At 40.2% G+C, this 26,160-nt stretch carries 18 protein-coding genes; 7 read left to right on the forward strand and 11 right to left on the reverse strand.

From position 1 onward, the window contains the following. The first annotated feature begins 79 nt into the window (after positions 1-79). From HY841_04865 to HY841_04875, 3 genes are all read left to right on the forward strand, one after another. Positions 80-4,531, forward strand: coding sequence for a T9SS type A sorting domain-containing protein (locus tag HY841_04865; GenBank protein ID MBI4930074.1), 4,452 nt, complete (start codon positions 80-82; stop codon positions 4,529-4,531). Between the two features lie 131 nt (positions 4,532-4,662). Further along, entirely contained in the window at positions 4,663-5,433 is a 771-nt protein-coding gene (locus HY841_04870) for an AMP nucleosidase (protein ID MBI4930075.1), read from the forward strand. A 105-nt stretch (positions 5,434-5,538) separates the two neighbouring features. Then, positions 5,539-5,730, forward strand: a complete 192-nt coding sequence (locus HY841_04875) for a cold shock domain-containing protein (GenBank protein ID MBI4930076.1) — start codon at positions 5,539-5,541, stop codon at positions 5,728-5,730. A gap of 43 nt (positions 5,731-5,773) precedes the next feature. Here HY841_04875 and HY841_04880 read toward each other — a convergent pair whose 3' ends face one another. The 5 genes from HY841_04880 to HY841_04900 all read right to left on the reverse strand — a co-directional run bounded on the left by HY841_04880 (position 5,774) and on the right by HY841_04900 (position 14,445). Continuing rightward, positions 5,774-6,412, reverse strand: coding sequence for a T9SS type A sorting domain-containing protein (locus HY841_04880; GenBank protein ID MBI4930077.1), 639 nt, complete (start codon positions 6,410-6,412; stop codon positions 5,774-5,776). Then, positions 6,381-8,006 carry a hypothetical protein gene (locus tag HY841_04885; protein MBI4930078.1) on the reverse strand — a complete coding sequence of 542 codons (1,626 nt, stop codon included), beginning with the start codon at positions 8,004-8,006 and terminating at the stop codon, positions 6,381-6,383. Before HY841_04885 ends, HY841_04880 begins: the two co-directional genes overlap by 32 nt. Before the next feature lie 23 nt (positions 8,007-8,029). After that, a complete protein-coding gene (locus HY841_04890) occupies positions 8,030-10,945 on the reverse strand; it encodes a TonB-dependent receptor (GenBank protein ID MBI4930079.1) in 2,916 nt (971 codons plus the stop codon). A 24-nt stretch (positions 10,946-10,969) separates the two neighbouring features. After that, on the reverse strand, positions 10,970-12,001 hold the full coding sequence (locus HY841_04895; protein MBI4930080.1) for a T9SS type A sorting domain-containing protein: 1,032 nt from the start codon (positions 11,999-12,001) through the stop codon (positions 10,970-10,972). Positions 12,002-12,420: 419 nt separating this feature from the next. Beyond that, entirely contained in the window at positions 12,421-14,445 is a 2,025-nt protein-coding gene (locus HY841_04900; GenBank protein MBI4930081.1) for a T9SS type A sorting domain-containing protein, read from the reverse strand. 268 nt (positions 14,446-14,713) lie between these two features. Here HY841_04900 and HY841_04905 point away from each other — a divergent pair, with 268 nt between their 5' ends. Both HY841_04905 and HY841_04910 read left to right on the forward strand, forming a co-directional pair. Further along, on the forward strand, positions 14,714-15,490 hold the full coding sequence (locus HY841_04905; protein MBI4930082.1) for a TIGR00159 family protein: 777 nt from the start codon (positions 14,714-14,716) through the stop codon (positions 15,488-15,490). 9 nt (positions 15,491-15,499) lie between these two features. After that, positions 15,500-16,732 (forward strand): NAD(P)/FAD-dependent oxidoreductase, encoded by a 1,233-nt coding sequence (locus HY841_04910; protein ID MBI4930083.1) that lies wholly within the window; start codon positions 15,500-15,502, stop codon positions 16,730-16,732. A gap of 15 nt (positions 16,733-16,747) precedes the next feature. On the opposite strand, the gene HY841_04915 is transcribed toward HY841_04910, so the two are convergent. Genes HY841_04915 through ruvX form a run of 3 tightly spaced genes read right to left on the reverse strand, consistent with a single transcriptional unit; the run spans position 16,748 to position 18,269 of the window. Then, positions 16,748-17,290, reverse strand: a complete 543-nt coding sequence (locus tag HY841_04915; protein ID MBI4930084.1) for a tetratricopeptide repeat protein — start codon at positions 17,288-17,290, stop codon at positions 16,748-16,750. A gap of 5 nt (positions 17,291-17,295) precedes the next feature. Beyond that, positions 17,296-17,862 carry a peptide deformylase gene (locus tag HY841_04920; GenBank protein MBI4930085.1) on the reverse strand — a complete coding sequence of 189 codons (567 nt, stop codon included), beginning with the start codon at positions 17,860-17,862 and terminating at the stop codon, positions 17,296-17,298. After that, entirely contained in the window at positions 17,859-18,269 is a 411-nt protein-coding gene (ruvX, locus tag HY841_04925; GenBank protein ID MBI4930086.1) for a Holliday junction resolvase RuvX, read from the reverse strand. The genes HY841_04920 and ruvX overlap by 4 nt, the downstream gene beginning before the upstream one ends. A 144-nt stretch (positions 18,270-18,413) precedes the next feature. Here ruvX and HY841_04930 point away from each other — a divergent pair, with 144 nt between their 5' ends. Beyond that, positions 18,414-19,220, forward strand: a complete 807-nt coding sequence (locus tag HY841_04930) for a 2,3,4,5-tetrahydropyridine-2,6-dicarboxylate N-succinyltransferase (GenBank protein ID MBI4930087.1) — start codon at positions 18,414-18,416, stop codon at positions 19,218-19,220. Between the two features lie 81 nt (positions 19,221-19,301). Here HY841_04930 and HY841_04935 read toward each other — a convergent pair whose 3' ends face one another. After that, positions 19,302-24,422, reverse strand: coding sequence for a T9SS type A sorting domain-containing protein (locus HY841_04935; protein MBI4930088.1), 5,121 nt, complete (start codon positions 24,420-24,422; stop codon positions 19,302-19,304). 136 nt (positions 24,423-24,558) lie between these two features. Between HY841_04935 and HY841_04940 the strand changes: the two genes are divergently transcribed. Continuing rightward, on the forward strand, positions 24,559-24,768 hold the full coding sequence (locus HY841_04940; GenBank protein MBI4930089.1) for a hypothetical protein: 210 nt from the start codon (positions 24,559-24,561) through the stop codon (positions 24,766-24,768). Positions 24,769-24,770: 2 nt separating this feature from the next. Here HY841_04940 and HY841_04945 read toward each other — a convergent pair whose 3' ends face one another. Together HY841_04945 and HY841_04950 are read right to left on the reverse strand one after the other, a co-directional pair. After that, the gene (locus tag HY841_04945; GenBank protein ID MBI4930090.1) at positions 24,771-24,950 is read right to left on the reverse strand and encodes a hypothetical protein; all 180 of its coding nucleotides are present in this window, start codon (positions 24,948-24,950) and stop codon (positions 24,771-24,773) included. A 303-nt stretch (positions 24,951-25,253) separates the two neighbouring features. Continuing rightward, the gene (locus HY841_04950) at positions 25,254-26,150 is read right to left on the reverse strand and encodes a hypothetical protein (protein MBI4930091.1); all 897 of its coding nucleotides are present in this window, start codon (positions 26,148-26,150) and stop codon (positions 25,254-25,256) included. Positions 26,151-26,160 lie beyond the last annotated feature (10 nt).

Below are 26,160 nucleotides of genomic sequence, written 5' to 3' on the forward strand. Positions count from 1 at the left end.
CTCATAAAGTCATAATTTATTTTTACATTTGTATAATACCCCATGAAACGAAAGTGTAGTAATAATAAATACAGTTATTATGTTTCGTTTCTATCCTTGTTCAAACGCGTGTTCTCCATGGTTCTCTTCTGAGAACAGGTTTGCTTTTTTTTCAAGTTTCATTACTAAAATCTTTCTCTCTCTCTTTTTCATTTTTACTGGCGAGGCGTTTTCTCAAACCACTTACACATGGACTGGCGTTTCGGGCGCAAGCTGGGCGGTTTCAACTAACTGGTCGCCTGCAAGAGCTGCACCTGCAGCAAATGATGTCATTTTATTTAACAGCGGTACCACCTTAAATGTAACTGCTGTTCCTACGGAAACCATCAGGTCATTAACCGTAACAAGCAGTAGTAATATTACATTGACAGGAGCGGTAGGTGCTTTAACATTATCTATCAATGGACCCACCTTAATTAATAATCTTGTAATAGATGTAAGTTCTACTCTTCAACTTACGTCAGCCGGCACAACTTTGACTCTGAATTTTCTTACTACCGCAAGCCAGAGAGGACAAATAGACGGCACATTACAATTAAACACGAAAGGTTTATTTAATACATCAAGCATCGGAACTACTCTGGTTACAGTTGGCAGTGGAGGAACTATAGTAAATAACTACCAAACGGGTGGTGGTATTCCTGTTGTTAGTTCAACAGCAACACTTTCATTTGCCAGCGGTTCAAATTACAATCATATAACAACGATACAAGTATCGGTACCCACTGCCACCTATAATGTTAATTCAACAGCAAATTTTAATGCAGGTACTTCTACCATTAACAACATGACGCAGACTTTTGGAAATGTTACTGTTAATTCTGCTGGCACTCTTACTCTTAATGTCGGAAGTCCAACCATTGCCGGAGTTTTTACATTGACAGCCGGAGTTTTTGCAGTCGGAGCTAACGCGCTTACTTTAAACGGAACCATGGCATCCACCGGAACAGGAAACATAACAGCAAGCGGAGCGATAACCATTGGCGGCAGCGGGGGAGATTACGGAACACTTCGGTTTACTGCCGCTCCAACGCTTACTTCATTTACAATGAACAGAGCAAGTGCCGGTACGGTAGGAATAACCCAAGCGCTGACCATTGGCGCAGCAGGAACACTGAATCTTACTAACGGTGTAATCAACAGCGGTGGAAATTTAATTTCAGTAACCAACGGAGCCGCTGCCTCTGTTACGAATACCGGTGGCACGGCATCTTATGTAAATGGCGCTTTGCAACGCACAATGGCTGCCAACCTGAGCGCAGCAACTATTCTCTTTCCTATAGGGAAAACCGCTTGCCAGAAAGTTACATTTAACGGACTTTCCACCACAAGTTCCGCGAGCACAGTGGTTATAAGGGCGGAGGCATTTGATGCAAACAGCGGTGGCACTTTTGACCCAAGCTTAACTGCCATCAATACGGATAATTACTGGAGCGCCACCATCATTTCAAATCCTACAAGTCTTGCAAACCCGGGAACCATAAGTTTGACAGATGCTTCGCCTGTGCCGGATGCAACTACTGCTGTTGCTACTTCAAGCACACTTGCCGGACAATATTTTTCTTTGGGAGGAAACACCGCTGCGCCCACAGTAACTTCAACACTTGCAGTTCCTGTCACACTTGGTTATTTTGTTTTAGGAACTAAGAATGCAACGGCTTTGTGCGGAACATACAGTGTGGGTCCGACCGGAAATTTTCTAACGATAACCGAAGCAGTGAATTCATTAAACATCAGACCCGTTAGCTGTAATGTGATATTTGAATTAGAGACAACTTACGCAGGTGCAGGAGAAAGATATCCAATCAATATTTTATATGCAGGAATATCCTCTGCAACAGCAACCTTCCGTCCTGTTACAGGAGCAGGAACACTTACTACTTCCGGTGACCCTGGCTCTGGTTTTCCATTAATTAACTTTAATGGTGCTGACTATGTGACATTTGACGGAAGAGCAGGAGGTGCCGGAACTACCGTTAGCTGGATTATCAGAAATACACGGACAGCTTCAGTAGTTGGACCGGCAATTCAGTTTTCAAACGGTGCAACCTATGATGTTTTGCAATATGTTCGCACAGAGAGTCAGAACTCCACCAGCACCAGCGGAACTATTTATATAAGCAGCTATCCCATCTGGTCTGCCGGAAATAATAACCTTACTATTCAGAATTGTGATGTAACAAAATACACCAGCGGTGCAACTACTCATATAAATGCGATATATGCCTATGGGCAAACTGCTAATCCGAATAATTATATCAGCATCTTAAACAACAATATTCACAGTTTTACTCCCGGGCTGACTGCTGAAGCTTGTGGAGTTACGGTAACCGGAACCGGACTTAATACAGATTATGGTGATAACTGGACTATAACAGGAAACAGTTTTTATCTGGATTGCGCAGAACAACAGTTGTATCGCTATACAGTAATAAATTTTATTCCCGGTTTAGGTTCAGGCGGAAATACTATTTCAAATAATTATATCGGAGGTGGCGCTCCTCTTTGTGCAGGTGCCACATGGACCAGTGCTGTTGGCGGTGCGGGAAATACGATTCAGACATTTGAAGGTATTTATGTTTGGGCAGGAGCTACCACTATTTCAGGCAACACTATTCAGAATATCAGTTTAACGGCTACAGGTGGAACTTCTTTTGGCGCAATTCATCTTGCCGACTGCAGCGCTTCAGCCAGTTATTCCATTACAAACAATTTAATCGGAAGTGCAGCTACCTGCAACAGCATTCAAAACGCAGGGCAATGGAAAACGGTTGGAATATGGGTTGATAATAGTTGCGGAACTATTTCTCTTACTAATAATACGCTGGCAAATATTACGGCAACGAATGCAGTAAATACTGCCGCTACTGTTACCGGAATGTATTCAGATTGCGGTTCTAATACTATCACAGGAAATACTATTTACAACCTGACAGCAACAACAGCCACCAGTGTCAGCCAGTTATATATTGCGCATGATGGAAATGTTGTGGGGATTGCAAACAATAGTATCTACAGCGGAACTACCCAGAATATTTCAAACAATACTATTTATAATCTTAAAAGTAATTATACAGGTGCAAGTGCAAATAAATTTTACGGTATATACACAGCAATAGGAGAACCCGGACAACTGCACACGTATAATGCAAACCTGATTTATGGATTTGATGCAGCCAATGGAAGCAGCAATGCCAGGATTATTGGGATTGGCGCTGTAGGTTCTAGCTGGACATCGGCTGTCACCTCCATATTCAGCAACAACATGATTGCTTTGGGTTATCGTGTTGATGGTTCATCCATCACCTCAGGAGCAGAAATCACCGGAATCCTTGATAATACTTCGGGCTATACCAGTGGAGTTAATACCACTTACATGAATTATTATTACAACAGCGTTTACATTGGAGGAACAGGCGTTACAGGTACAACCAATAATACCTACGCTTTCAGACGGAACAATACTAATATAAGTCCAAAAAATACGGAAGATATTCGGGATAATATCTTTGTTAACTGCAGGTCGAACAGCACAGGCACAAAAATCCATTATTCATTTTTTCTTGATAACACAAGTACAGTTGCAAGCAATTACAACGATGGTTGGGGAAACGGTACGGGTTATAAATTCGGCAACGCAACTGCAGTTGATTATGTTGCACTCGCAAACTGGCAACCCGGAGTTAGTCAGGATGCACAAAGTATAAGCGCTGATCCTCTCTTTTACAGTACCACTTCCGGTGTTCCTGATTTACATATTCAAAGCGGAAGCCCTGCAATAGATGCAGGAACCGCTGTGAGCACTACCACTGACTTTGATGGTGTTACCCGATCCGGTGCTGCGGATATTGGAGCCGATGACTACTCAGGAAGCTATACGTATGTTACTATGGGAGTGACTGGCTGTGGACCAGCCGTATCTCTGCCTATTGAACTTTTGAGGTTTAACGGATACCTGAAAGATGAAAAAGCGTATCTCTATTGGAGCACTGCCTCAGAAATCAACAACGATTACTTCACCATTGAAAGAAGTTTAGACGCTATTACTTTTGATGAAATCGGAACAGTAAAAGGCGCAGGAAATTTTTCAACTATCAGAAATTATACTTTTATTGATAGTCAACTTGAAACGTTAAACCTTCAATCTGAAACCACTTTTTATTATCGCCTTAAGCAAACTGATTTTGATGGAAAATTTGAATATTCAAATAGCATTGCGTTGAACAATTCAGATTCAAATGAAAACAACATAGTTGTTTTTCCGAATCCAAATAATGGGGAGTTTACGGTCTACGGGTTACAGTTTCCAGTTCAAATACGTATTTATAATTCTTTAGGACAAATTATACATGAACAAAGCGTAAACAAGAACAGTTCCGCAGGAATATCTTCGGGAGAAACCGTAAACCTGAGCGAAGCAAACGGAATTTACCTTCTCAAAATAATTACAGAAGGGAAAAATATTTCTTACTTAAAAATCATTAAGCAATAATTTTTTCTTCAGTTACTTTTTAAATTTATGAAGCAAGCATCTTGCGATGAATCAAAGTGTTTATATCTTTACCTCCATTCTAAATCGGAAAGTAAAAAACAGCAAAGCATAACCAGCACATATATTCCGGCATGAAAAGCAAAAAAGACATAGTAGAAAACTGGCTCCCTCGATACACGGGTATAAAGCTTAATGAATTCGGAGAATATATTCTGCTTGTGAACTTCAGCCATTATGTAGAACTCTTTGCCAAATGGAATAAAGTAAAAGTGATGGGAGTGAACAAACCCATGCCCAATGCTACAGCAAACGGAATCACCATTATTAATTTTGGCATGGGAAGCGCCAATGCGGCAACCGTAGTGGATCTGCTCGGAGCTATTGAACCGAAGGCATGCCTTTTTCTCGGTAAATGCGGTGGATTAAAAAAGAAAAACCAACTGGGCGATCTCATCCTTCCTATTGCCGCTATTCGCGGGGAAGGAACTTCAAATGATTATTTCCCGCCTGAAGTTCCTGCACTTCCTGCTTTTAGTTTGCAGAAAGCAGTTTCTACTACGATAAGAAATCACGAGCGCGACTACTGGACCGGAACCATTTATTCTACTAACCGAAGGGTGTGGGAGCATGATGCCGATTTCAAAACATATCTTAAAAAGATCCGCTGCATGGGAATAGATATGGAAACAGCCACCATTTTCATCACCGGCTTCGCAAATAAAATTCCGGTTGGCGCCTTGCTGCTTGTTTCTGACCAGCCCATGATACCCGAAGGAGTGAAAACTGAAGAGAGCGATAAAACGGTCACTCAAAATTTTTCATCCTCTCATCTCCGTATCGGCATTGATGCGTTGAACGAACTCATCAATAAAGGACAAACAGTAAAGCATCTGAAATTTTAACTTTCATCAGAGAAAGGGGGTGCATATCCTATTACACTTCCTAAGTAAACCCATCATCCTGTTTTTGAAAAAATCGTACCTTAATATTCAAGTTTGATTTTATTCATGAAAAAAGGAGCAGTAAAGTTTTTTAACAACGAGAAAAAATTCGGATTCATTTCCTGTCCTGAAGACGGAAAGGAATACTATGTGCACATTAAAGATATTCTTTCTCCCATCAAAACAGGAGACGAAGTAACATTTGAACTGAGCGCTTCAAAACGAGGAGATCAGGCCGTGAATGTGAAAAAAATCTAACACTCTTTTTCGCTTTCAATTACAAACAACTTTCCTTCATTCATTATTTATTTATTAAAACCCGTGAAGTAAATATCTTTTCTTTAATTGAAACTTTGATCAGATACAAGCCGTCTGCTAAATTAAAATCAGAAACATTTATTAATCCGTTATTATTATTCAGGTTTGTAAAGGAAGCAACTTGTTTTCCCAACACGTTAATAATTGAAACCGTTGCTTTCGCATAGGTATTATCATCCACCATAACTGCAAATGCATTGTTCGCAGGGTTGGGAAAAATAAATGCATTGCCCTGTTGATTTATTATTTCATTAATGCCCGCACCGTTCACTTCATCCAGCCAGCGCTGATGAAATTCCTGATAAAAGAGATTGGCTGTTGTTGCGTCATGAACGACAACAGTATTCTCATCATTTTTACTTTCTCCGCTGTTCGACCAGTTATGAGAACCCGTAAGAATCAATGGATCGGAACCCGTGTTTGACTGATCAATGATCAGATATTTATGATGAAACAACCAGCTATACTTGCTGATAACCAGATTAGAGTTCATTACACCTTTCATAATGAAATAGGGAGTGCTTGCTGCCGAAGTGTCATTCAGTATTCCTTGAGCCGTTAATGAGTTGTTTGTTATCTGCGAAGCAATTTTATTTGCAATATCGGAACGGGTAATAAGCAATTCTCCAAAAATACATATCAGTATTGGCAGTGCTGATGGTGGAAAGAATATGCGTGGTTGTTCCGTCAGATGGGCTGAAATAAGATTCAACACGCTTCCCCCCTACTTCATATTCATGTGGAGTGTTATCCGTTTTAAATTGACCAAACTTTGCATTTGCAGAATTAGGATTTGAAGTAACACTGCTATCTCCCCACATTTCATCAAACTCCAGTTTATATCCTCTGGCTAAACTCTGATCCTGAAAGATTATCACATTGTTTGCATCGGTTGTCATCTGCTGGGAAGTCCAGTTCATGGAGCCCGTCCACACAATTGCATCGTTCGGGCTGCTGTTGGCATCAATGATGACAAATTTATTATGCATGATGGTATAGCTTGCTCCCTGAGGGCTTGCCACATTTTTTATTGCTGCGTTAAGCGTTTGTAATCCTGATTGAGCTGTTGAGCCGTCAAACACAATCCTGATTTTCACACCGCGGACATAAGCTGCATTCACCGCATTGGTAATGAGAGTTCCTCCCGAAGAATTATCCCAGTTATAAATCGCAATATCCATAGTATTTTTCGCACGATTGATGTATTGTGCAAGTGTATCTGCCAGCGCTGTATTTTGAATGGCGTTTGTTCCGCTCGAAACAGTAGTATCCACTGTTCTTACAAAATAGGATTTAATAGTGCCGGTTGAAAGCGATTGTGTACAAAAAACTTTCACAGATGATTTTGCTGTATCGCTGCCATTCACAGAAAAAACCTGCGCGTAATAAATTGTGGCGGGTGTTGCGCCAGTAATATTTACTCCTGGAGTTGCAGAAGTTCCTGCACCATTCACAATGCCTAATTCAAGATTTGGAGTCTTTCCATATTTTATGTAATAAGTTCCTGCGATGTTAGTTGCCCAGTTAACTGTCAAACCTGTTGTGATAATATTAGTAGGAATGGGCTGAGAAGTCATCCATATCGTGGATGTATTTACAATATCGTTCTGGTCTCTTAAAATTAATTGGTATCCTGTAGTGCATCCCGGGTTCGGTGAGGAACAGAACTGCGATGCCACTCCTACTAAATTCACATTTTGATTAGGAATAATTGTTCCAACCAATGGGCTGGTTGAACTGATGCGAAGCACTCCTGTTTGCGTTGAACTGATGAAATTATAATTCGTGTTACTCGCAAAATTATTTCCTCCGCTTGGAAATGTGCAATTATTAAACTTAACCAATTCCGCTTCGTATGTTTCGATCATTTGGCTGGGGGTAATGACAAATGGAGTGGGCAATGGTCTTCCGGTTGCAAGAACAGAAAAAGAAGTCACGGGTGTTATCTCCAGAAGATTATTATAACTGGTAAGTGTGCCGGTAGCTACTACTGAATCGCCCCTGTTCACAGAGGATAGGTTAGAACCGTACATAGAAATTCCTGCCGTGGCATCCTGCACATAGCGCAGACTTCCTAACTCAGAGCCGTTTGTGACCACGCCTCTTATTGTTACGGTGGTGTTCAGGGCAGAACTTCTGACCTGAGAAATTGTTTGCGCGAAAATTTGCACTGCGATTGCTTGAATTGCACATGCAAGAAGAAATTGTTTTTTCATTCTGAAATTTATTTGAATTATTATTAAAAAATTATTTTTATTCCCATTGTCATTCTTCGCCCAAGTCCCATGTATCCCTGCATGTTCGTTGCGCTGTATTGGTTAGGTGTGGTGGCAGGAGCAAATGAGGCATCCGTGAGATAAACTGAGTTCATTACATTATTAATAGCACAGGTAATGCTAACTTCTGTACTGTTTGTTTTTTTAATTGAATAACCAAAAAACAAATCGAGCAAATAATATTCCGGCATCTTCCATGAATCATATTTCCTGTAATCCTTTGCTCCTGAAACTTTTAAATTGGATGGATCAAACTGTGCATACATATTACCGAAGAAAACAATTTGCGGCTTGATGTAAAATCCCTGCACCGGTTCAAACCGAATATTTCCGCCTATCTGCCTTTGCGGAGAATTTCCAATATGAACTTTTGTTGCATCAAATACTACAGAATCCAGCAGGGAACCATCGTCTGTAAATATATAGGCGGTGCTGCCTGATGCCCATCTCCAGTCAGACAACATTCCAAAACTGCTTACTTTTATGAAGCGATTTATATTTACGGTAAAATCTAATTCTATACCCATCAACGAAGCATCAATACCCGGTATGTTATAGTAATATAAGTTGCCTGTTTGCGGATCAGTATATGTCAGTGCAAAATCAAGTGGCTTGTTCAACCATGACGTTAAATAGCCATTGATGTTAGAAGCAAAATATTTATTTCTGAATCCATAACCGATCTCTGCTGATTCAATCAGTTGGTTTCTTATATTTTTCAGTTCAGTGCCGCTTCTGTCAAAAACATTATTGTATTTAGGCGCTAAATTCATGTACCCGATATTTGTAAAAATATTTTGCTGAGCATTCAACTTGTAATTTATACCGCTTTTCAATGTGTATCCATAGTAGTATTTTATTTCTGTTGTATTTATTCTTGCTTCAGAAGAATTGATATTGTACGTTTTATAATCGGGATTCAACGTGACGTATTGCTTCGTGATATTGTCTTTAAATGTAATGGTGCCGTCCGTATTATGCGTGATCCCGTTTGCATTAGGAATTCCATAAGGGTTGGTTGTCGCGCCATAATTTTTTCCGTCATAATATAAAGTATCGCCATAACTGATAGCGTTGTGTGCAATATTGTTTTTACTAAGTACCACATCCTTTCTTCCGAAATAATTTATATTTTGCATAGAGGACTGGCTGCCGGTGAACGTAGCGAAGGCGGAAAATTTTTCTGCTTTATATTCCAATTGTGTAAATGCCCCGAGCCATGTTACTTTGCTTTGATAGTTATAATTTATTTTATCTCCAACCTTTTTTACATAGGAATCAGGGTCTTTTGTGATCGGAGCTAAGTTTTTGTCTTTGCCCAATGGTTGTTGTGTGTAGTCTGCTCCAAGCAAATCATAGGGGGTTTGATAATGAATTCCATTGTAATATCTCGCATCCAATCCACCGGTAAAATCAAATGTGTTTTTAATTTTCCATTTAATAGTTGACAGTGTTCCAGCCCAGTTATGATTGTTTACCGAAGAATAAATAAAAGAAGACGTAGGTCTCAATCCCGGAATTAATCCGTTAGGAATGGCAGTTGAGTTTACATCATACGTGTTCTGCAATAGTAATTGTCCGTCATAGTCCTTATTATAAGATGGTGGATTAAACATTCCTGTTCCTCCTCCTCTTCCGATGGATACATACAGCACATTTGAAAAATTCAACTTATCATTTATTTGCAAAAAGCAGGATAAGTTAAAAAGCGGCTTATGAAAATAATTTACCTTGATGTTCACCGCCTTTCCATTCACATAGCCCCAGTTTGGATTATAATGCAACCCTCTGTCTCCTATGCTGGAATCAGTATAGCTGTTTGTGGCAGATGAATAAATAGAATCGGCATTTACTCCTTGCTGAACAGCAAAGTTTCTATCATAATAGGCCATATTTATTTGAGTTGATCTTTGCCCGTGCGATTGCGGGGCTCCATTCACTCCAAGAATTAATGAACTCTTTGTATTTATTCTCCATCTGAATTTTCCAAAATAAGACCACACCTTTTCAAATGTTTGGTCAGCCCATCCATTTCCGGTTGTATAACTTCCTGCGAGCGTGATTCCAAATTTATCTTTCAGTATTCCGGAATTATAGCCGAGAGAAAATCGCCCATAATTGTTTGTTCCTAAATCATTCTTCACTACGAAAAATCTTTTTTCATCAATGCTGGATGTGATGATGTTCATTGTTCCTCCTACTGAAGGAAGCGCTAGGCGGGATGCTCCTAATCCTCTCTGCACCTGCATTTGTTTTGTAACTTCAGATAATCCCGACCAATTGCTCCAGTAAACCTGCCCGTTTTCCATGTCATTAACTGGGACACCATCAACAAGCACTGCCACATATCGTTGATCGAAGCCCCTGATATTCACACGGGCATCTCCCGCTCCGCCACCCTGCTGTGTAGCATACACTCCGGGCGTAGAATTTAAAATTAACGGCAGATCAGATGCACCAATCTCCTGTGAAATCTGCTGAGCGTAAATAGTAGAGACAGCCACTGGTGTTTCCCTGATCTTAGCAATGTCTGCCACTATCTCTACTTCTGATAAAGACACATTGCCAGATAACCTGAAATCAATAATTTGTTTTTTTTCACTTACTTTTATTTTTTTTTCCTGCACTTCGTAGCCAATGTAAGATACATTCAATGTATAATCTCCCGATGGGATTTTGAAAGAATATTTTCCATCAATATCCGCAGTGGCCCCTTTGCCTTGCAGGTAAGTAATAACGGCACCAATCAATGGTTCTCTGGTTATATCATCTTTGATTGTACCGGAAATTTCTACAAGTGTACTGTCTTGGGCATATAATACACTCTTAGATAAAAAAAATAAAACGAACAGATAAAAAAAAATCCTTACGCGCTTCATAAAAAACAATTCGGTTTATCTAAATTAGTTTTTAATAAATCGCGTAACGCCTAATTTTCCATTGCGGTAATTTATTTTCACAACATAAATTCCGGCAGGCAAAATCCCTGTTGTGATTTCAGTTTTTTTAATGTTACTTAAAACGTTTTTCTCAGCTATTAATTTACCTTCTATATCGTAAACAGCAACATGGGTTATTATATCATTAGAGATGATCATAATATTTAAAAATTCAGCAACAGGATTCGGGTAAATTGAAATATTAGATGGATTTTCAATTTCATTCACTCCTGCACCAGGGCAATTACAAATATGATTTCCTAATTTATTCCATGCATCAATAGTATCCTGATATACTTGGGGCTTTGTAATTGTATCATATTCAGCCAACGGATTAAAAGCAGACGGATTGGCAGTTACTCCCATTAAAACAGTTGGCTTGCGTTCCATCATATATCCTTTTGTGATCCAAACTCCCATTCCGGTTCCTCCTGTATAAGGAGCAACTGTTGACCAAGCAGAAGGTGTTCCGGTGCTGGAGGCCATGTAATCGGTAAACCTTCCGAATAAGTCTACAATGGTAACTGTACTTCCAACTTTTTTCTCGAGGGTTATGGCATCGCTTCCTTTAAAATAAGTTGGATCACCTACTCCGCTTCCGTATGTTCCATAAATATTACCTACTTGATCGGCATGGGCCCGGAGCAAGGGATCACAGATAGCATTGTTGTTTGATGGACTTGGAACAGTTTCAGGATTGCAAACAACCCATGTTCCGAAAGCAGGTACTCTACCTTTCAACCAAACCGTATCGCTGAAACTCGGGAAAGAAGGAACCGGTCCGGATGTATTTCCCGAAACAGTGGGTGTTTTATACCTTGCTAAATAATATTTTCCATTCATTACGATTGGATTGGGTGAAGGGTTGTAAAGCTCTAAACACTTATTGTTGGCACCCATTGAAACATATTTGGAAATAAATAAATCCGAACAGGTTTGTGCTTTCACTCCGAAAGTAAAAAATAAAAAAGCAGAATTGAGTAATAGTTTTTTCATAATTTTATTTTTAATTTATTGTTTTATTTGTTTATGTTTTTACAACAGAAAATGCACTATACTTTGAAATAAAATGCGGGTCAAAAGATAGTATGTATTTATTTAAAACCATTTTTTCAAATATTTTATTTCATTGCATCATAACGATTACAAATAAAATAAGTTAATAAATACTTGAAGCGGTTTCAGATGGTAAAAGAATCACGCCATGGGGCGAGATTAATTACTCTTGTAGGATGGTCACCTCAAAAAAATTATGTTTCAAATAACCCAATGAACAATGTTGCAAATAAATGAAAAAATATAATCATGGGCATGTTTAGCGCGACCAATGTTTTATCTTTTTATTAACAGGTTTTACAGTTTTTTGCTGAATTTTTAAACTGAATTGCAGTGAAAATCTTATTCATGGTATTATTTTAATGAATGATGATTTTTTGTTCAGAAATTTTCTCTGCGCTTAAAGCAGTTACCATGTAAACCCCGCTGGAAAATTTTTCATCGAGATTTATTCGGATGGTTTCATTATCTGATACAGGAATTACTTTTTGGGAATAACATACTCTTCCGAGAATATCTTTGATGGCAACAACAGATTCCTTTTCTTTGCTGTTTGAAAGAGTAATGATTAAATAGTCAGATGCGGGATTTGGATACACATTTATTGAATTTTCGTTTTCCATATTCACTGAAACTACGTGACTGTAAGTAGATCTTCCGTTTTTGTCTGTTTCCATTAACCTGTAATAAGAAATGCCTGCAACAGGACTTTCATCATTCACTCTATAATTTCTTTCTTCTGAAGAATTTCCGGCCGCAGGGATTTGTCCTATTGCTTCATATCGCTGTCCGTCCGTTGAGCGCTCAAGCGTAAAATAATCGCTGTTGCTTTCAGAAGCTGTTACCCATGATGTTTCAACAGTTTCTCCAGCCGCATTCGCGTTAAAATTCATCAGCGTCACTTCAAGAAAAACAGGCGGGCCAGTATTACCTAACGTGAATTTTGTTCCGGTAAATGAAGTAAAGGTTCCAGAAAGGTCATTTCCCCAATACGTGCTTCCACAGGAATACCCATTAGGGGTATCGCTTAAATCAAGCCATGTATTTGAGCCGTTATCTTTTGCAACGCTGATGGGAGGAAGCGATGAAACATTATCATTAATTCCGGCACAGCCGAAATAAATCCGTACCTGCGCCATGTCTATCGCTGTTGAAGGTGACTGAGCAATAGTATGGTAACGCACCTGTGAAACATTTGAAAGTGTTGACGGCAGACTGTACCCTAACGCATTGGCAGAGTTGTTTACCATTTCTGCTGTATAGGTTGTTGCAGTGGTTGTCTGCTGGTCAACGGTCAGATCAATTCTTCGGTAGCAGTTATCTTTTCCTACAGGGAAAACTAATGTAACACCTGTTGACACATTAACTTTCCAGTTCATCGGACCTTTCACAAAACTACTATCCTGCGGAGTGCATAGCAGAGAAACAGATGCAGCAACTCCACACGATAATATATTGGAAGTGGTTGTGGTGATGTGTCCGTCTTTTAATCCGAGAATTCCATTAACAGTTACTGGAGAATAAAGATGCAGTGCTTCAGATGGAGTTGAATTATTTATGGTGAGATTATTAAATGCTGTTGCGCTGCTTCCGCTTATGCTCTGCATAGAATTTCCTTTAAACGTAACGGTCTGCGTACCGGAAGAAAAAGTTCCATTATTTGCACAATCACCCTTAACTGTCAGTGATGCATTTGTTACTAGTGTTCCGCAGTTTGAAAGATTGATACAGGTCGTGCTTGCATCGAGTGTCACATTGGTTCCTGCTGAAATCACCACATTGCTTATTGAATCAGGAATTGCTGATGCCGTTGCGCTGCAGGAAATGGCAGACCATGTTGCAGGATTGCTCCATGAACCGTTGGCAACGCTTACATACGTAACTGTTCCGGGGAGAGAAAAGAAAACTCTGAATCTTGGAGGAGCAGTTTGAGCAATTACAGGAAGCGAAACCGTATAAGTAGCTGACGTTCTCATATCATAAACCTGTCCTGTAGATAAATCTTTAATCAGAATGCAAACGCCTGAGGCAAACACACCGGTTTCTTCAGGAGTGATGGAATAAGTGCCGGCAGTTCCTATTTTTAAAAATACATCCATAGAAACAGAAGCAGCAAGTTTCGGCATCGCGTTGATGGTAAGCTCATCGTTTATAATATCCTTGGTGAAAATGTTAGGAACCGAGGCGTTTGAAGAAAAAAGTTTCCATGCATCATAGCTTCCGTCAAAGCCTACTGTTGCGCCATCTACAAAACGAATGATGGTTTCATCGGAATAACTTCCTCTTGCAATCCTGATTCTCAGTGCATCGGTGATTGCCATTGCATCGGTTGAAATTATTTCTGCAGTGAAGAGGAGCGCAAGGGCGGTGAAAATGTTTTTCATATTTCTGAGTCTTTATTTATAAGACAAAGAAACAGAGAGGCAGCGTGATGTGAAATAGGAGCAACTATGATTAGTGCGTAATACTGTTCTGTTGCCTCTTGTAATTGCCGGGCAGTTTTAACTTGTAATAAATGAGAGATGCTTGTGTAGTGGTTTGTTCTACGCCAAGATTATGCAGACAACCTTCTTGCTATAGATAAAAAACATTTTTCTTCACACTCACATTTCATTTGTAAATTCGTATGCATTTATTCGTAATTAGTTAAAAATGGATTTCCTCTCTTTTGACTTCATTGACCTCCTCGACATTTTCCTTGTCGCCATACTGCTTTACCAATTGTACAGATTAGTGCAAGGTACTGTGGCAATGAATATTTTCATCGGCATTCTTGCCATTTACTTTGTGTGGAAAATCGTGCAGGCGCTCAAGATGGATGTGCTCAGCGAACTGCTCAGTCAGTTTATTAATGTCGGAATCATTGCACTGCTCATTGTCTTTCAGCCCGAACTCAGAAGATTTTTACTTCTCATCGGCACTCCCGAGATTCTTGAAAAGTTTTCTTTCGGAAGAAAATTATTCGGGTGGAAAAGCAAAAAGAAAATCCTGTCTGCCGACTTGCAGGCAATCGTGAAAGCATGCAAAGAAATGAGTGAAACCCGAACAGGTGCGCTCCTCATTCTTGCTACAGGTTCTGATTTGAACTTTTACATTAAGACGGGCGAACAAATGGATGCAAAAATTTCCGCTAACACGCTGGAAAGCATTTTTTACAAAAACTCTCCTCTTCATGATGGCGCTGTGATAATTTCGGGAGGAAAGATACGCGCAGCAAGATGCGTTCTGCCAATTACCGAACGCGAAGATTTTCCATCCAACCTCGGCATGCGCCATCGCGCTGCCGCAGGCATCACCGAAAATTCTGATGCGCTCGCAATCATCGTCTCCGAACAAACCGGAGAAATTTCTTTTGCAAAAGGTGGTTTTCTTGAGAATGGAATAAGCCCAGAGAAATTGAAACAGAGAATTGAGTCCGAGATGGCATAATAATTCAATATGCCAAAAACAAATGCCATAATTATTGGCGGAGGCGCTGCAGGGTTTTTTTCAGCAATCAATTGCGCACAGATTTATACTGATTGTTTAGTTACCTTACTTGAGAAAACCAATAAACTTCTTACTAAAGTTAAAGTTTCAGGTGGAGGAAGATGTAATGTCACTCATGCCTGTTTTGATAATAGTTTGCTTGTCAAAAACTATCCGCGTGGAGGCAAAGAATTGCAAAATGTTTTCAGCCGGTTCACTACGAGCGATACTATCAAATGGTTTGAAGAACGAGGTGTGAAACTGAAAACAGAAAAAGACGGAAGAATGTTCCCCTCAACAGATAATTCTGAAACTATTATCAATTGTCTCGTTAACGAATCAGAAAAATCAGGAGTGAAAATAAAACTCGGAGTTGACATTACTGAAATTAATAAGAATGCTGACGGAACATTTACACTGAATGTAAATGGCGGAGGAAGTTTTATCTGTGACAAATTAATAATCGCTACTGGAGGGAATGCAAAAGAGTCTGCTTACGAATGGTTAAAGAAACTTGGGCATTCAATTGTTAAACCTGTTCCATCGCTGTTCACTTTCAATATGCCGGGCAATTCCATAACAAAACTCATGGGAGTTTCTGTTCCTCATGCGGGAGTACGCGTTGCAGGAACAAAACTGGAAACACAAGGAGCATTGCTCATTACGCATTGGGGAATGAGCGGTCCTGCCATTCTGAAAGCATCGGCATGGGGTGCAAGGCAACTGAATGAACTGCATTATGATTTTACAGCACTCATTAACTGGCTACCGAATTATTCAGAAAAAAAACTTCGTGAAGAATTTACTGATCACAAAAAAGGAAACTCTGCAAAAATTATTCTGAATGATTGCCCGTTTGAATTACCAAAACGGCTTTGGGAATATTTTACAAACAAAGCAGGAATAAAACCAACCACACGCTGGGCAGATCAGAGCAAGCAACAGAGCAATTCTCTTATAAAAATTCTTTTAAACGATGAATACAGCGTTCAGGGAAAAACAACTTTCAAGGAAGAGTTTGTCACCTGCGGAGGAATCAGCCTGAAGGAAATTGATTTCACCACCATGCAAAGCAAATTAGTTCCAGGTTTATTTTTTGCAGGCGAAGTAATTGATGTGGATGGAATAACAGGCGGCTTCAACTTTCAGAACGCATGGAGCACGGCATGGGTGGCAGCGAAGAATATTTTGCCACAACCCTAAAGGGTGAAATTAATGCTACTTCTTTGCTTGAGAATTTTCTTTTTGTTCAAAGCCTTTAATAATGTCCGCTTCCGATTTTCCGAACATGCCCATGAGCGCTTTCGCATCATCGGCAAAAGCATGGTTTGGATATTTTGAAATGAGTTCCTGATAAAATCCTTTCGCTGAAACGGTATCATTAAAAAACTCCTGATAGTAATATCCCTGAAGAAACAAACATTCAGGAATCTTTTTGTAGTTGGGATATTTCTTACAAATCTGTTTCAAACTCTCCATGGCTTTTGTGTTATCCCCTACTCCTCTTGCCAAATCTGAAACACGGAAAAGATATTCAGGGCTGAGCGTGTCATCAGGATATTTATTAGCAAAATCCTCATAAGCTGCCATTCCCTGCTGAGCAAGGTTTTTATCCAGCTCCAAACTTTGAGGATTCACCATTTTCTTTTGAAGTGAATCTATTTGGGAAATGAGTCGTTGTTTTTTCTCTGTATCGCCCGATGAGCAGGAGGAAAAACAGTAAACCGCGAGCGGCAAAAAGCAGATAAGTGATTTTTTCATAGTGTTTATTTCTTTAATGGAAACTTCATTTTATAATTTACTTCAACATTTCCTCTGGAAATGTCATTCAACCGGCTCTTCAGCAATGTTCTTCTCAACGGTTTTATTCTGTCAACAAATAATTTTCCTTCAATATGGTCGTGTTCGTGCTGGATGATCCGGGCAGGAATTCCTGTAAACCCATCTTCATGTTCAACAAAATTTTCATCAAAATATTTTATACGAATGGCAGGAAGGCGGTTTACATTCTCACGGATTTTCGGAATACTCAAACAGCCTTCATTGTAGCTCCATTCCTCTCCTTTCTCTTCAACAATTCTCGCGTTGATGAAAATCTTTCTGAAATATTTTAATTCAGGGTGCTCATCCTCTTCTGCAAACAGGCTTCCATCCACAATAAACAAGCGGATTGATTTTCCTACCTGCGGTGCGGCAAGCCCAACGCCTTTTGCATTCGCCATGGTTTCAAACATATCGGCAATTAATTTTTGCAGGTCGGGATAATTTTTATCAATTTCCGCTCCTGCTTTGCGAAGAACAGGGTCACCGTATGCCAGAATGGAAAGAATCATTTTTGTTCCAGATAGCTTTGTAAAATTATTGTTGCGCTGACTTTATCAACCAGCGATTTATTTCTGCGTTCCATTTTTTTTATTCCTGCTTCAATGATCGTGCGTTGTGCCATTTTAGAAGTAAAGCGTTCATCCATGCGGTCAATCTTCATTGCCGGAAAAATATTTTTCAAATCTACAATAAATGACTGAATGTCTTTTTCAATTTCGTTTTCCGTGTTGTCAAGATTATTGGATTTTCCTATTACAATGCATTCAACTTCTTCTTTTTTCAAATACTCTTTCAAAAAAATAATTACTTCTTTTGGGTGAAGGGTGGTTAAAGGGGTTGCTATGATTTTTAAATTATCCGTAACAGCCAGCCCTGTCCGCTTATTTCCAAAATCTATAGCAATAATTCTCGGCATATGCAAAAGTAAAAATAAAGAGCCCATCCCCTTCCCTTCCCAAAGGGAAGGGAGAAAAACAATAAACTATATTTGCCGAGAAAAGCAAACTGATGTTCCCTCCCTTCGGGAGGGTTTTAGGGTGGGCTTGAAATATTTTTTACCATGAAAGAAATTATTGAATCGGCATGGACAAACCGCGAACTGCTGAAGGAAGTTAAAACGCAGGATGCAATCCGTGAAGTGATAGAACAACTGGACAAAGGAAAAATCCGTGTGGCTGAGCCATCTTCAAATGGATGGATAGTAAACGAGTGGATAAAAAAAGCCGTGATACTTTATTTCCCGATTCAGAAAATGGAAACGATGAATGCCGGTCCGCTTGAGTTTCATGATAAGATGAAACTGAAAACAAATTATGAAAAATTGGGAGTGCGCGTGGTTCCGCATGCGGTGGCACGCTATGGCGCGTATCTGGCTTCGGGAGTTATCATGATGCCTTCCTACGTGAACATTGGCGCTTATGTTGACATCGGAACGATGGTGGACACATGGGCAACTGTGGGTTCCTGCGCGCAGATAGGAAAAAATGTTCACCTCAGCGGTGGCGTTGGAATTGGCGGTGTGCTGGAACCCGTTCAGGCAGCGCCAGTGATTATTGAGGACGGATGTTTCATCGGCTCACGATGCATAGTGGTTGAAGGCGTTCGTATAGAAAAAGAAGCGGTGCTGGGCGCAAATGTAGTACTCACCATGAGCACAAAAATTATTGATGTAAGCGGAAGTTCACCCAAAGAATACAAAGGAGTTGTTCCTCCGCGCTCGGTAGTTATTTCTGGAACATACACGAAAAAATTTCCTGCGGGAGATTACAACGTGCAGTGCGCGCTTATCATCGGAAAAAGAAAAGAAAGCACTGATTTGAAAACTTCTCTGAACAATGCGCTGAGGGAGTATGATGTGACGGTGTGAGAGCACTTTTGAAGAATCTGCCAATTGAATTTCATAATATAATCAGGAGATTTCTCTCTTCGTTCGAAATGACGCAAAGCGTCACTTAATCACAATTTTCTTTTCGTAGATAGTATCATTGGAAGTTGCAACTACAATATAAACCCCTGCTGCTAGTTTTCCGGAAGGATCAATTGCAAATACTTCTTTATCATTATGCAATATCACAATCTTAGAATAAAATTCCCTGCCATTTAAATCTCTTACAACAATCAGCACCTCATCTCCTGCCTTTGCCTGCACACTTACATTAAACGGACCGATAGTGGGATTGGGATAAACAGAGATTCCCATTTCGCTTTGAAATTTAACAGCTACCATATTGCTGAAAGTAGTTTTTCCGTCATTATCCACTTGTTTCAGACGGTAATAGGAAATACCGCTGTAGGGTTCATAATCTGAAGTGGAATAATTTTTTTCAGATGAACTGTTACCTGCGCCATTCACTTTCTCAATATTTTCAAAAGTAGTTCCATCTTTTGAGCGCTGAACCATAAAGAAATCGCTATTTAATTCAGAAGCGGTTGTCCATGTTACATCCACAATATTTCCATTTGGATTTGCATCAAATGAAAGCAGGTCAACGGGCAGAGGATTTGATCCACCGGAAGAATTTGCCAAAGCGAATTTATTGACACCTGCATGAAATGGAGTGAAACTTGCAGATAAAATATCACCTGCATAATTTGCGCCATCGCAAAGAGCGCCAGCAGCAGCACCTCCTCTATCCTGCCATGTTCCCAACCCGTTATCCTGCGCGATTTTTAAATTTGGTAAATCCTGCACTACATCATTCTTTTCAGTACATTGATAATAAGTTCTGAACTGTGCATTTGTAAAACCTGTATTAGATGATTGCGTTACATTAAAATAACGGATATCCGAAACCCATCCTAATATTCCGGCTGAATATCCTAATGCTTGGGCTGAACTATTTATCATTTCAATGGTATAGGTGGCAGTAGATGATTGAGTCACATTTAAATCAACTCTGCGATAATCATTGTCTTTTCCTATCGGATATGTTCGTGTTACAGCAGTATTGATACTATATGCCATTTGCCCTTTCACAAAACTGCTGTCTTGCGGAGAGGCACTAAGAGCAACAGATCCGCCCGTGCCCATTGCTAGCACGTTTGAGCCATTAACAATATGACCATCTGTAAGATCTAATTGTTTTGAAACAGTAGTTGGAGATGCCATAAGGATTGCTGACGCAGGAGTAGAATTATTTATTAGCAGATTATTAAAAGTTCTTGTGTTGTCAAAAGCACCCCAATTAATAGTTTGCTGATTAGTTCCGTTAAAAATTACTGTTCCATTAGCCGCACGCTCGTTTAAATGGTCTCCATTTGTTGTTGCTGTTACCGACCAATTACCTGCAAGAGTAATATTATAATTATTTCCAGCCACTAAATTCACATCAAGAACTGTAGTAGTGCCGGATATTGTCAAATCTTTTTGAACTGTAATATTTCCCTGAAGAGTTTTAGTGCCGGAACCTGAAAAATCAACATTATAATAAGCCACAGGAATAACATTTAATCCCCTGATACTTTGACCTCCACCACGGCTAAATACAATAGTTCCTCCTGTAATGTTGTAGGCGCCTACACCGGATAAAGAAGGAACAGGATTTGTATTATTGAGAATTACATAGCTTGATGTTCCGCTCATCGTAAGACCTGCCACACCCGTTACAGCAAACCCGGCATCGTTAAAAATAGCTGCGTTCTGAATTGTCAGCATATTAGTTACGGTAATGCTTCCGACAGTAAGAGTTTTTGTACTTGCATTTGAAATAGTAAGATTATAATATGGGTTTCCCGCACCTGAAGGTCTTTTTACTGATTGCGCCCCACCACTATTGTAATTAACTGTATTAGGAGATGCTGATGCATTTAATACTCCTGTGGCTAAAACAGCACCTGCTGCATTTAGAACAGAGTTGGCAGCATTCGTCCATATAGAAGTGAGGGCATTTGCGCCAGTTAAATTTGAAGTTGATAAGCTCAAAGTTATTGTGCCGTTGTTTGTAACGGTTGTGGCGGCAGCAAGAGCCAGCGCAGGAGCAATAGTAAGGTTAGTGCCGGCAAGAATTGTTTTGTTGTTTGTTACTGTTATGATTCCGCTTCCTGTTATTGTTCCAAGACCACTGATAGTTTTTAGGCTGCCGTTAAAAGCCATGTTACTGGCTCCTCCTGCAAGAGTTCCGTCATTTGATAAATTGCCGCCCAAGGTTAATCCGGAAACTAAGGTCAATGAAGCGCTTGAAGGAATGGTCAAGTTACCCGTAATAGTCATTAGACTTGAAGAAGTTGACGATGCGCTTGTGCTGCCGAGCGTTGCATTGCGGCTTACCAGCCATGTTCCGGAAGTGGGAGAAAAATTTCCAGTATTATTGGTTGAAAGATCAATATTCACTGTAAAGTTTGCTGTTCCGTTCAATGTGGCGGCATCTTCAATGATTAAATAATCGCAACTTGCAGCAGCTGTTACCGTTACTGTTTGAGTAGAAGAAATAAAAACCAGCGCATCGGCTGTTGGAGTGCAGTCGCAACTTGGTCCTGCTCCACCAGGAGTGCGTGACCATGTGGCATTTCCGGGAGTTGCATCGTTCCAGTTTCCGTTTCTTCGTGAATAATAAGGTGGACGCAATGGTGTTGCAGCTTTATTTTTACTCCCTATTACCCAATCGTTTTGTAACTGTGCAGCAGTTAAACCTGTTCGTTTTATTGTTGGAGAAGAAACTGTTCCTGTAGTTGCAGCGCTTACTCCCACCGAACCTGGCGCACCGCCAGTATAAGTGATCAGTTTCATGTCTGTGAGTACGCCAACGGTTGATAGGGAGGTAAATGAAACATCTATACCATAAGTTCCGCCTACAAGCCCTGAGATGTTCATTGCATCATACATATCGTGCTTGCGCTGAATAGCAGTGCCTTCATTGTCTACATAAGCAATATCTGTAACTGTGATTGCATCCACATGTTTGGCAGAAACATATCCTGCTGTGGTAGGATTTGCTGTTGAGTTAATTGCAACAGGTCTGTAATCAGTAGAACTTCCGACAGGAAATAATCCGTAATAATTTCCGCTGCCGCTTGTAACCGGTGTGCCGACAAGCCACCATCGTTTAAAAAATCCGCCATACATAATGCCTGCAGTTCGTGAAAGCGTGGATGCAGCAGCATTACCAAGTGTAAGTGTATTACCATTCAGATTGTAATTGCCGGCAGTCATTGTAAGTATATTCGTTATAGTAACATTGTTCGCAAGTGTAATGGGTCCGGTTGCATTTGATGTGAGGCTATAAAATGTTTCTCCTCCTCCTTTGGTGATGGTTTGAGCAGCGGTTCCGTTAAAGGTAACTGTGTTTGTTCCGGGCGTAAATGTTCCGCCAAGGTTTGTCCAGTTAGTGGTAACAGAAATATTTCCTGCAAGACTTGCAGTTACACCAGCATTTATCTGCACATTGCCGAATGTTATAGCAGCAGTAGGTGTAACAGTTCCATTTCCAGTAAATACGGCAGTGCTTCCATCAGCAAGGATAACTGGAACACTGGCATTTCTAAAACCATTTTTGAAATTAATGGTGGAACCAAAGGCAGTATTAAATACAGCATCGGGGGCTCCGCCATTGGGTTGATTTAAATAAAAAGAAGGGGCAGCAACGCTATTAAAATTTACTGTGCCACTTCCAGTGACATTAAATGTACCGGATTGCTGAGGCATATTTAGAGAATTAGCAAAGGTGATGAATCCGGCTCCGCTAAGCGAAATTTCTTCGGTAGATTCTACTGCATTTGCCATCCATGTTATATTTCCGCTTAGCGAAAGAGTTCCGCTGCCTACATTTACTTTACAAACACGGTCAACGGTATTGTCAGTGCCAACATAAATTAAATTACCACTAATGGTTGAACTGCCACCTGCAATATCCCATAAATTGGTTTTTGCATTTGCAGTGGGCTGGTTCATGGTAACATTTCCGGTTACAGTCAAAGAAGGATTTGTTGCATCATACGTGAGAGTTCGTGAACTGTTATCAGCATCAAAAATTAAATTATTGCAGGTAATGCTTTGGCTTAATGTGTAATTCACATCATTGAGTGTATTCCCTAGTTGCAAATCAGGAAAAATGGTGGTGGATGTTCCGCCAATACTGTTTCCTATTCCTTCAAATCTTACAGTATAGGTTCCGCCATTCAGAGTTCCCCCGTTATTTATCCAGTTGCCTGTAAGCTGAATATAAGTTCCGGGTGCATTTAAATTAAAAATGGAGCCGGCATTGAGCGTTATATTATCTATGCTACGTACTGTGCTCACATTGCCGGGAATATCTTTTACAGTTGTAAATGTGGCATTAGTGTTTAATGTCAAATTACTTACTATGTCCATTTGCCCTGCCCCAGCGGTGGTTACCACGGCATTATCATAAATAATAACATGACCTAAATATAATCTTGATGAATTATTAATAGTAACAGCGCCAATAAACACAGCGGTGGACGTTGCATTCCATGTAATGTTATTGGTTGTTTGCGTGTAAGTGCCAAGAAAATTTACGGTGCATCCGGCAACGGTAATAAAATTTGCCTGGCTTCGTGTGCAGGAGAAACCGGCATTAAAATTTATTATTCCTGCACCGGTAAATGTAATGAACTTGTTTGCATTATTGAGATTTATCAACGGAGCAAATGTGATGGTGCCGGTAGAAAGCTGAATGTTATTGGTTCCGTTTGTTCCCCATGTGGAAAATGTTCCGTTCACGTTTATGGTTCCGGGTCCTGCATCGAGCGTATATGTATTTCCGTTGTTGCCGGCATTAATCAACAAATCGCCCGTGATGGTCAAACTGTTGGCGGCAGAGGTGATTTGCAGCGTGGAGTTTGTCGCGCCATTGCCTACCGTGAGATTGTTGCAGGTGTAGTTTCCGTCAACGGTTACTGTAAATGCTCCGTTGATCACTGCATTATCGGTGGCGAGGGGCACGTAGCCCAGATTCCATGTGGCAGGATTGCTCCAGTTGCCGGTGGCTATGGAAGTGAGTGTGGCGGCTTGTAATGAATTTTTAGGAAAAGAAAAAAGAAGAACACAACATAAAATAGTTACACTTCTGTTCACAAAAAAAAAATTATGAAAACTTCTTTCTTTTGGCATAAACAATCAATAGGGTTTTGCAGTTTTTTACGTTCATTCCAGAAAATTGTTTCTACATTATAAGGTAAAAATATCAGCATAGTTTTAAACAACATCATAAAACTTCACTTTTTCGCCAAAATGAAGGTTTGAATAGATGAAGTGTATAGGAATCTCGATGAATTTATTGATAAAAATCATCTATGTTCAGCAATTACCTGATTATGCAACAGGGTTCTATACCATCGGTAGTCAGGTTTCCGACAGTTTGTTTCATCTACGAATACGAATCAAAAACGAATTCACGAATGAAAAAAAAATCCTTCATATTATTCGCACATCCGTAAAACTTCGTATTCGCAGATAACTTTAGATGTATTCAATCGCTTTCAATTTTTTGATAATGCGCAGAAGGGCATCTGCCATGCCTTCGTTGCGGGCTTCGCTGGTGAATGCTTTGCGCTCGCGAGCGCCTTTTATTTCTGCAGAGGTTCTCTCCAGTTCTTCATAAAGCCATTTTAAAAGCTGCTCCGCTTTTTCTTTTTTCATTTTTCATCTGGCTAAATAAAGAACATAGACCAATGTGAAAGCCGCAATGGCAAGCGCCACATACGCTACGATGAGCGCGTGCGTGGAGCGGTTGCTGTGATTTCTTCCTATATACATATTAATTTATTTTTGTTTTCTACCCTTGGGAAGAGGCGGATTGGATTTCCCAAATTTTTAATCCTCCTCTCCGCCACAGTTCCCGCAGGCAATTTTGCATTTGTCAGTGGATAGTGGATAGTGGATAGTTGTTTTGAATACTACTGACTACTGACCACTGACCACTAACTACTGAGTGATTAGCCATTATTTTTTAGTTTCTTTTACGATGGATTGTTTTATCAATTCGGCAAGCCGATGCTCCATATCGCGCATTTCTTTTTTCAGGATGGTTTCAGCGCCCAGCATATATTGTTTTGTTTTATCAATGCTGTCTTCTGTCTCCTGCTGAAAATGTGCCAGCGAAGAGGCTCTTTCATCGGCTTCTTTATGAAGCGCCTTGGCAGTGGTTTCTATGTTTGCTATGCGGAGCTGTGTTTGCAGCATGGCTTGCTGATGCCGGTCATCTGAAATATCGAGCCCGTGCCTGAGTTCATTGAGATCCTCTTTCAGCAAGGCGGCATCTTTTTCCTGTGCCTGCTCTAAATGATTCATTTCGGTTTTAAGGTGGGTGAGCGATAGGTTGTACAGATAAAATTCCTTTCTGTTCCTGCGGTGGAACAGCGTGAGCAAAAAAATGAAGCACATAAAGGCAACAGCTCCGGCAGCCAGGGCAGCCCAAACAATTTTTCGGGTTCGGGAATAGCCCTCGTAGGTTTCTTCTTCCCTTGCCCTTATTTGCGCCAGCGTTCCTTCAATGATGCCTTGCATGAGTAGTTTGTTTGTCATGATGCGGATGTCATGCGTTTCGAGTAATTTGTTCAGGTCCTGAACGGATAGATTCATGCCATCTATTTCGCGCTCCATGTATTCTATGTTTTCTTTGTTGTCTTTTTTCAAGCGATCCAACTGTCCCCGCAGGGTTTGGATTTGCTGCGCCTCTGTTGTTTGCTGAGAAGATTGGGCAAGAGAAAGCCCCCCCCCTGAAGGGAGAAGGCAGAATACAGAATACAGAATACAGAATAACAGCCGGGCGCTGTATTTTGTATTTTTTCTGAATGCTGAATTCTGTGTTCCGTGTTCTTTTAGATTTTTGTTTTTCATTTTGGTTTGT

The sequence above is a fragment of the Bacteroidota bacterium genome (assembly GCA_016213405.1).
Taxonomy (GTDB): domain Bacteria; phylum Bacteroidota; class Bacteroidia; order Palsa-948; family Palsa-948; genus Palsa-948.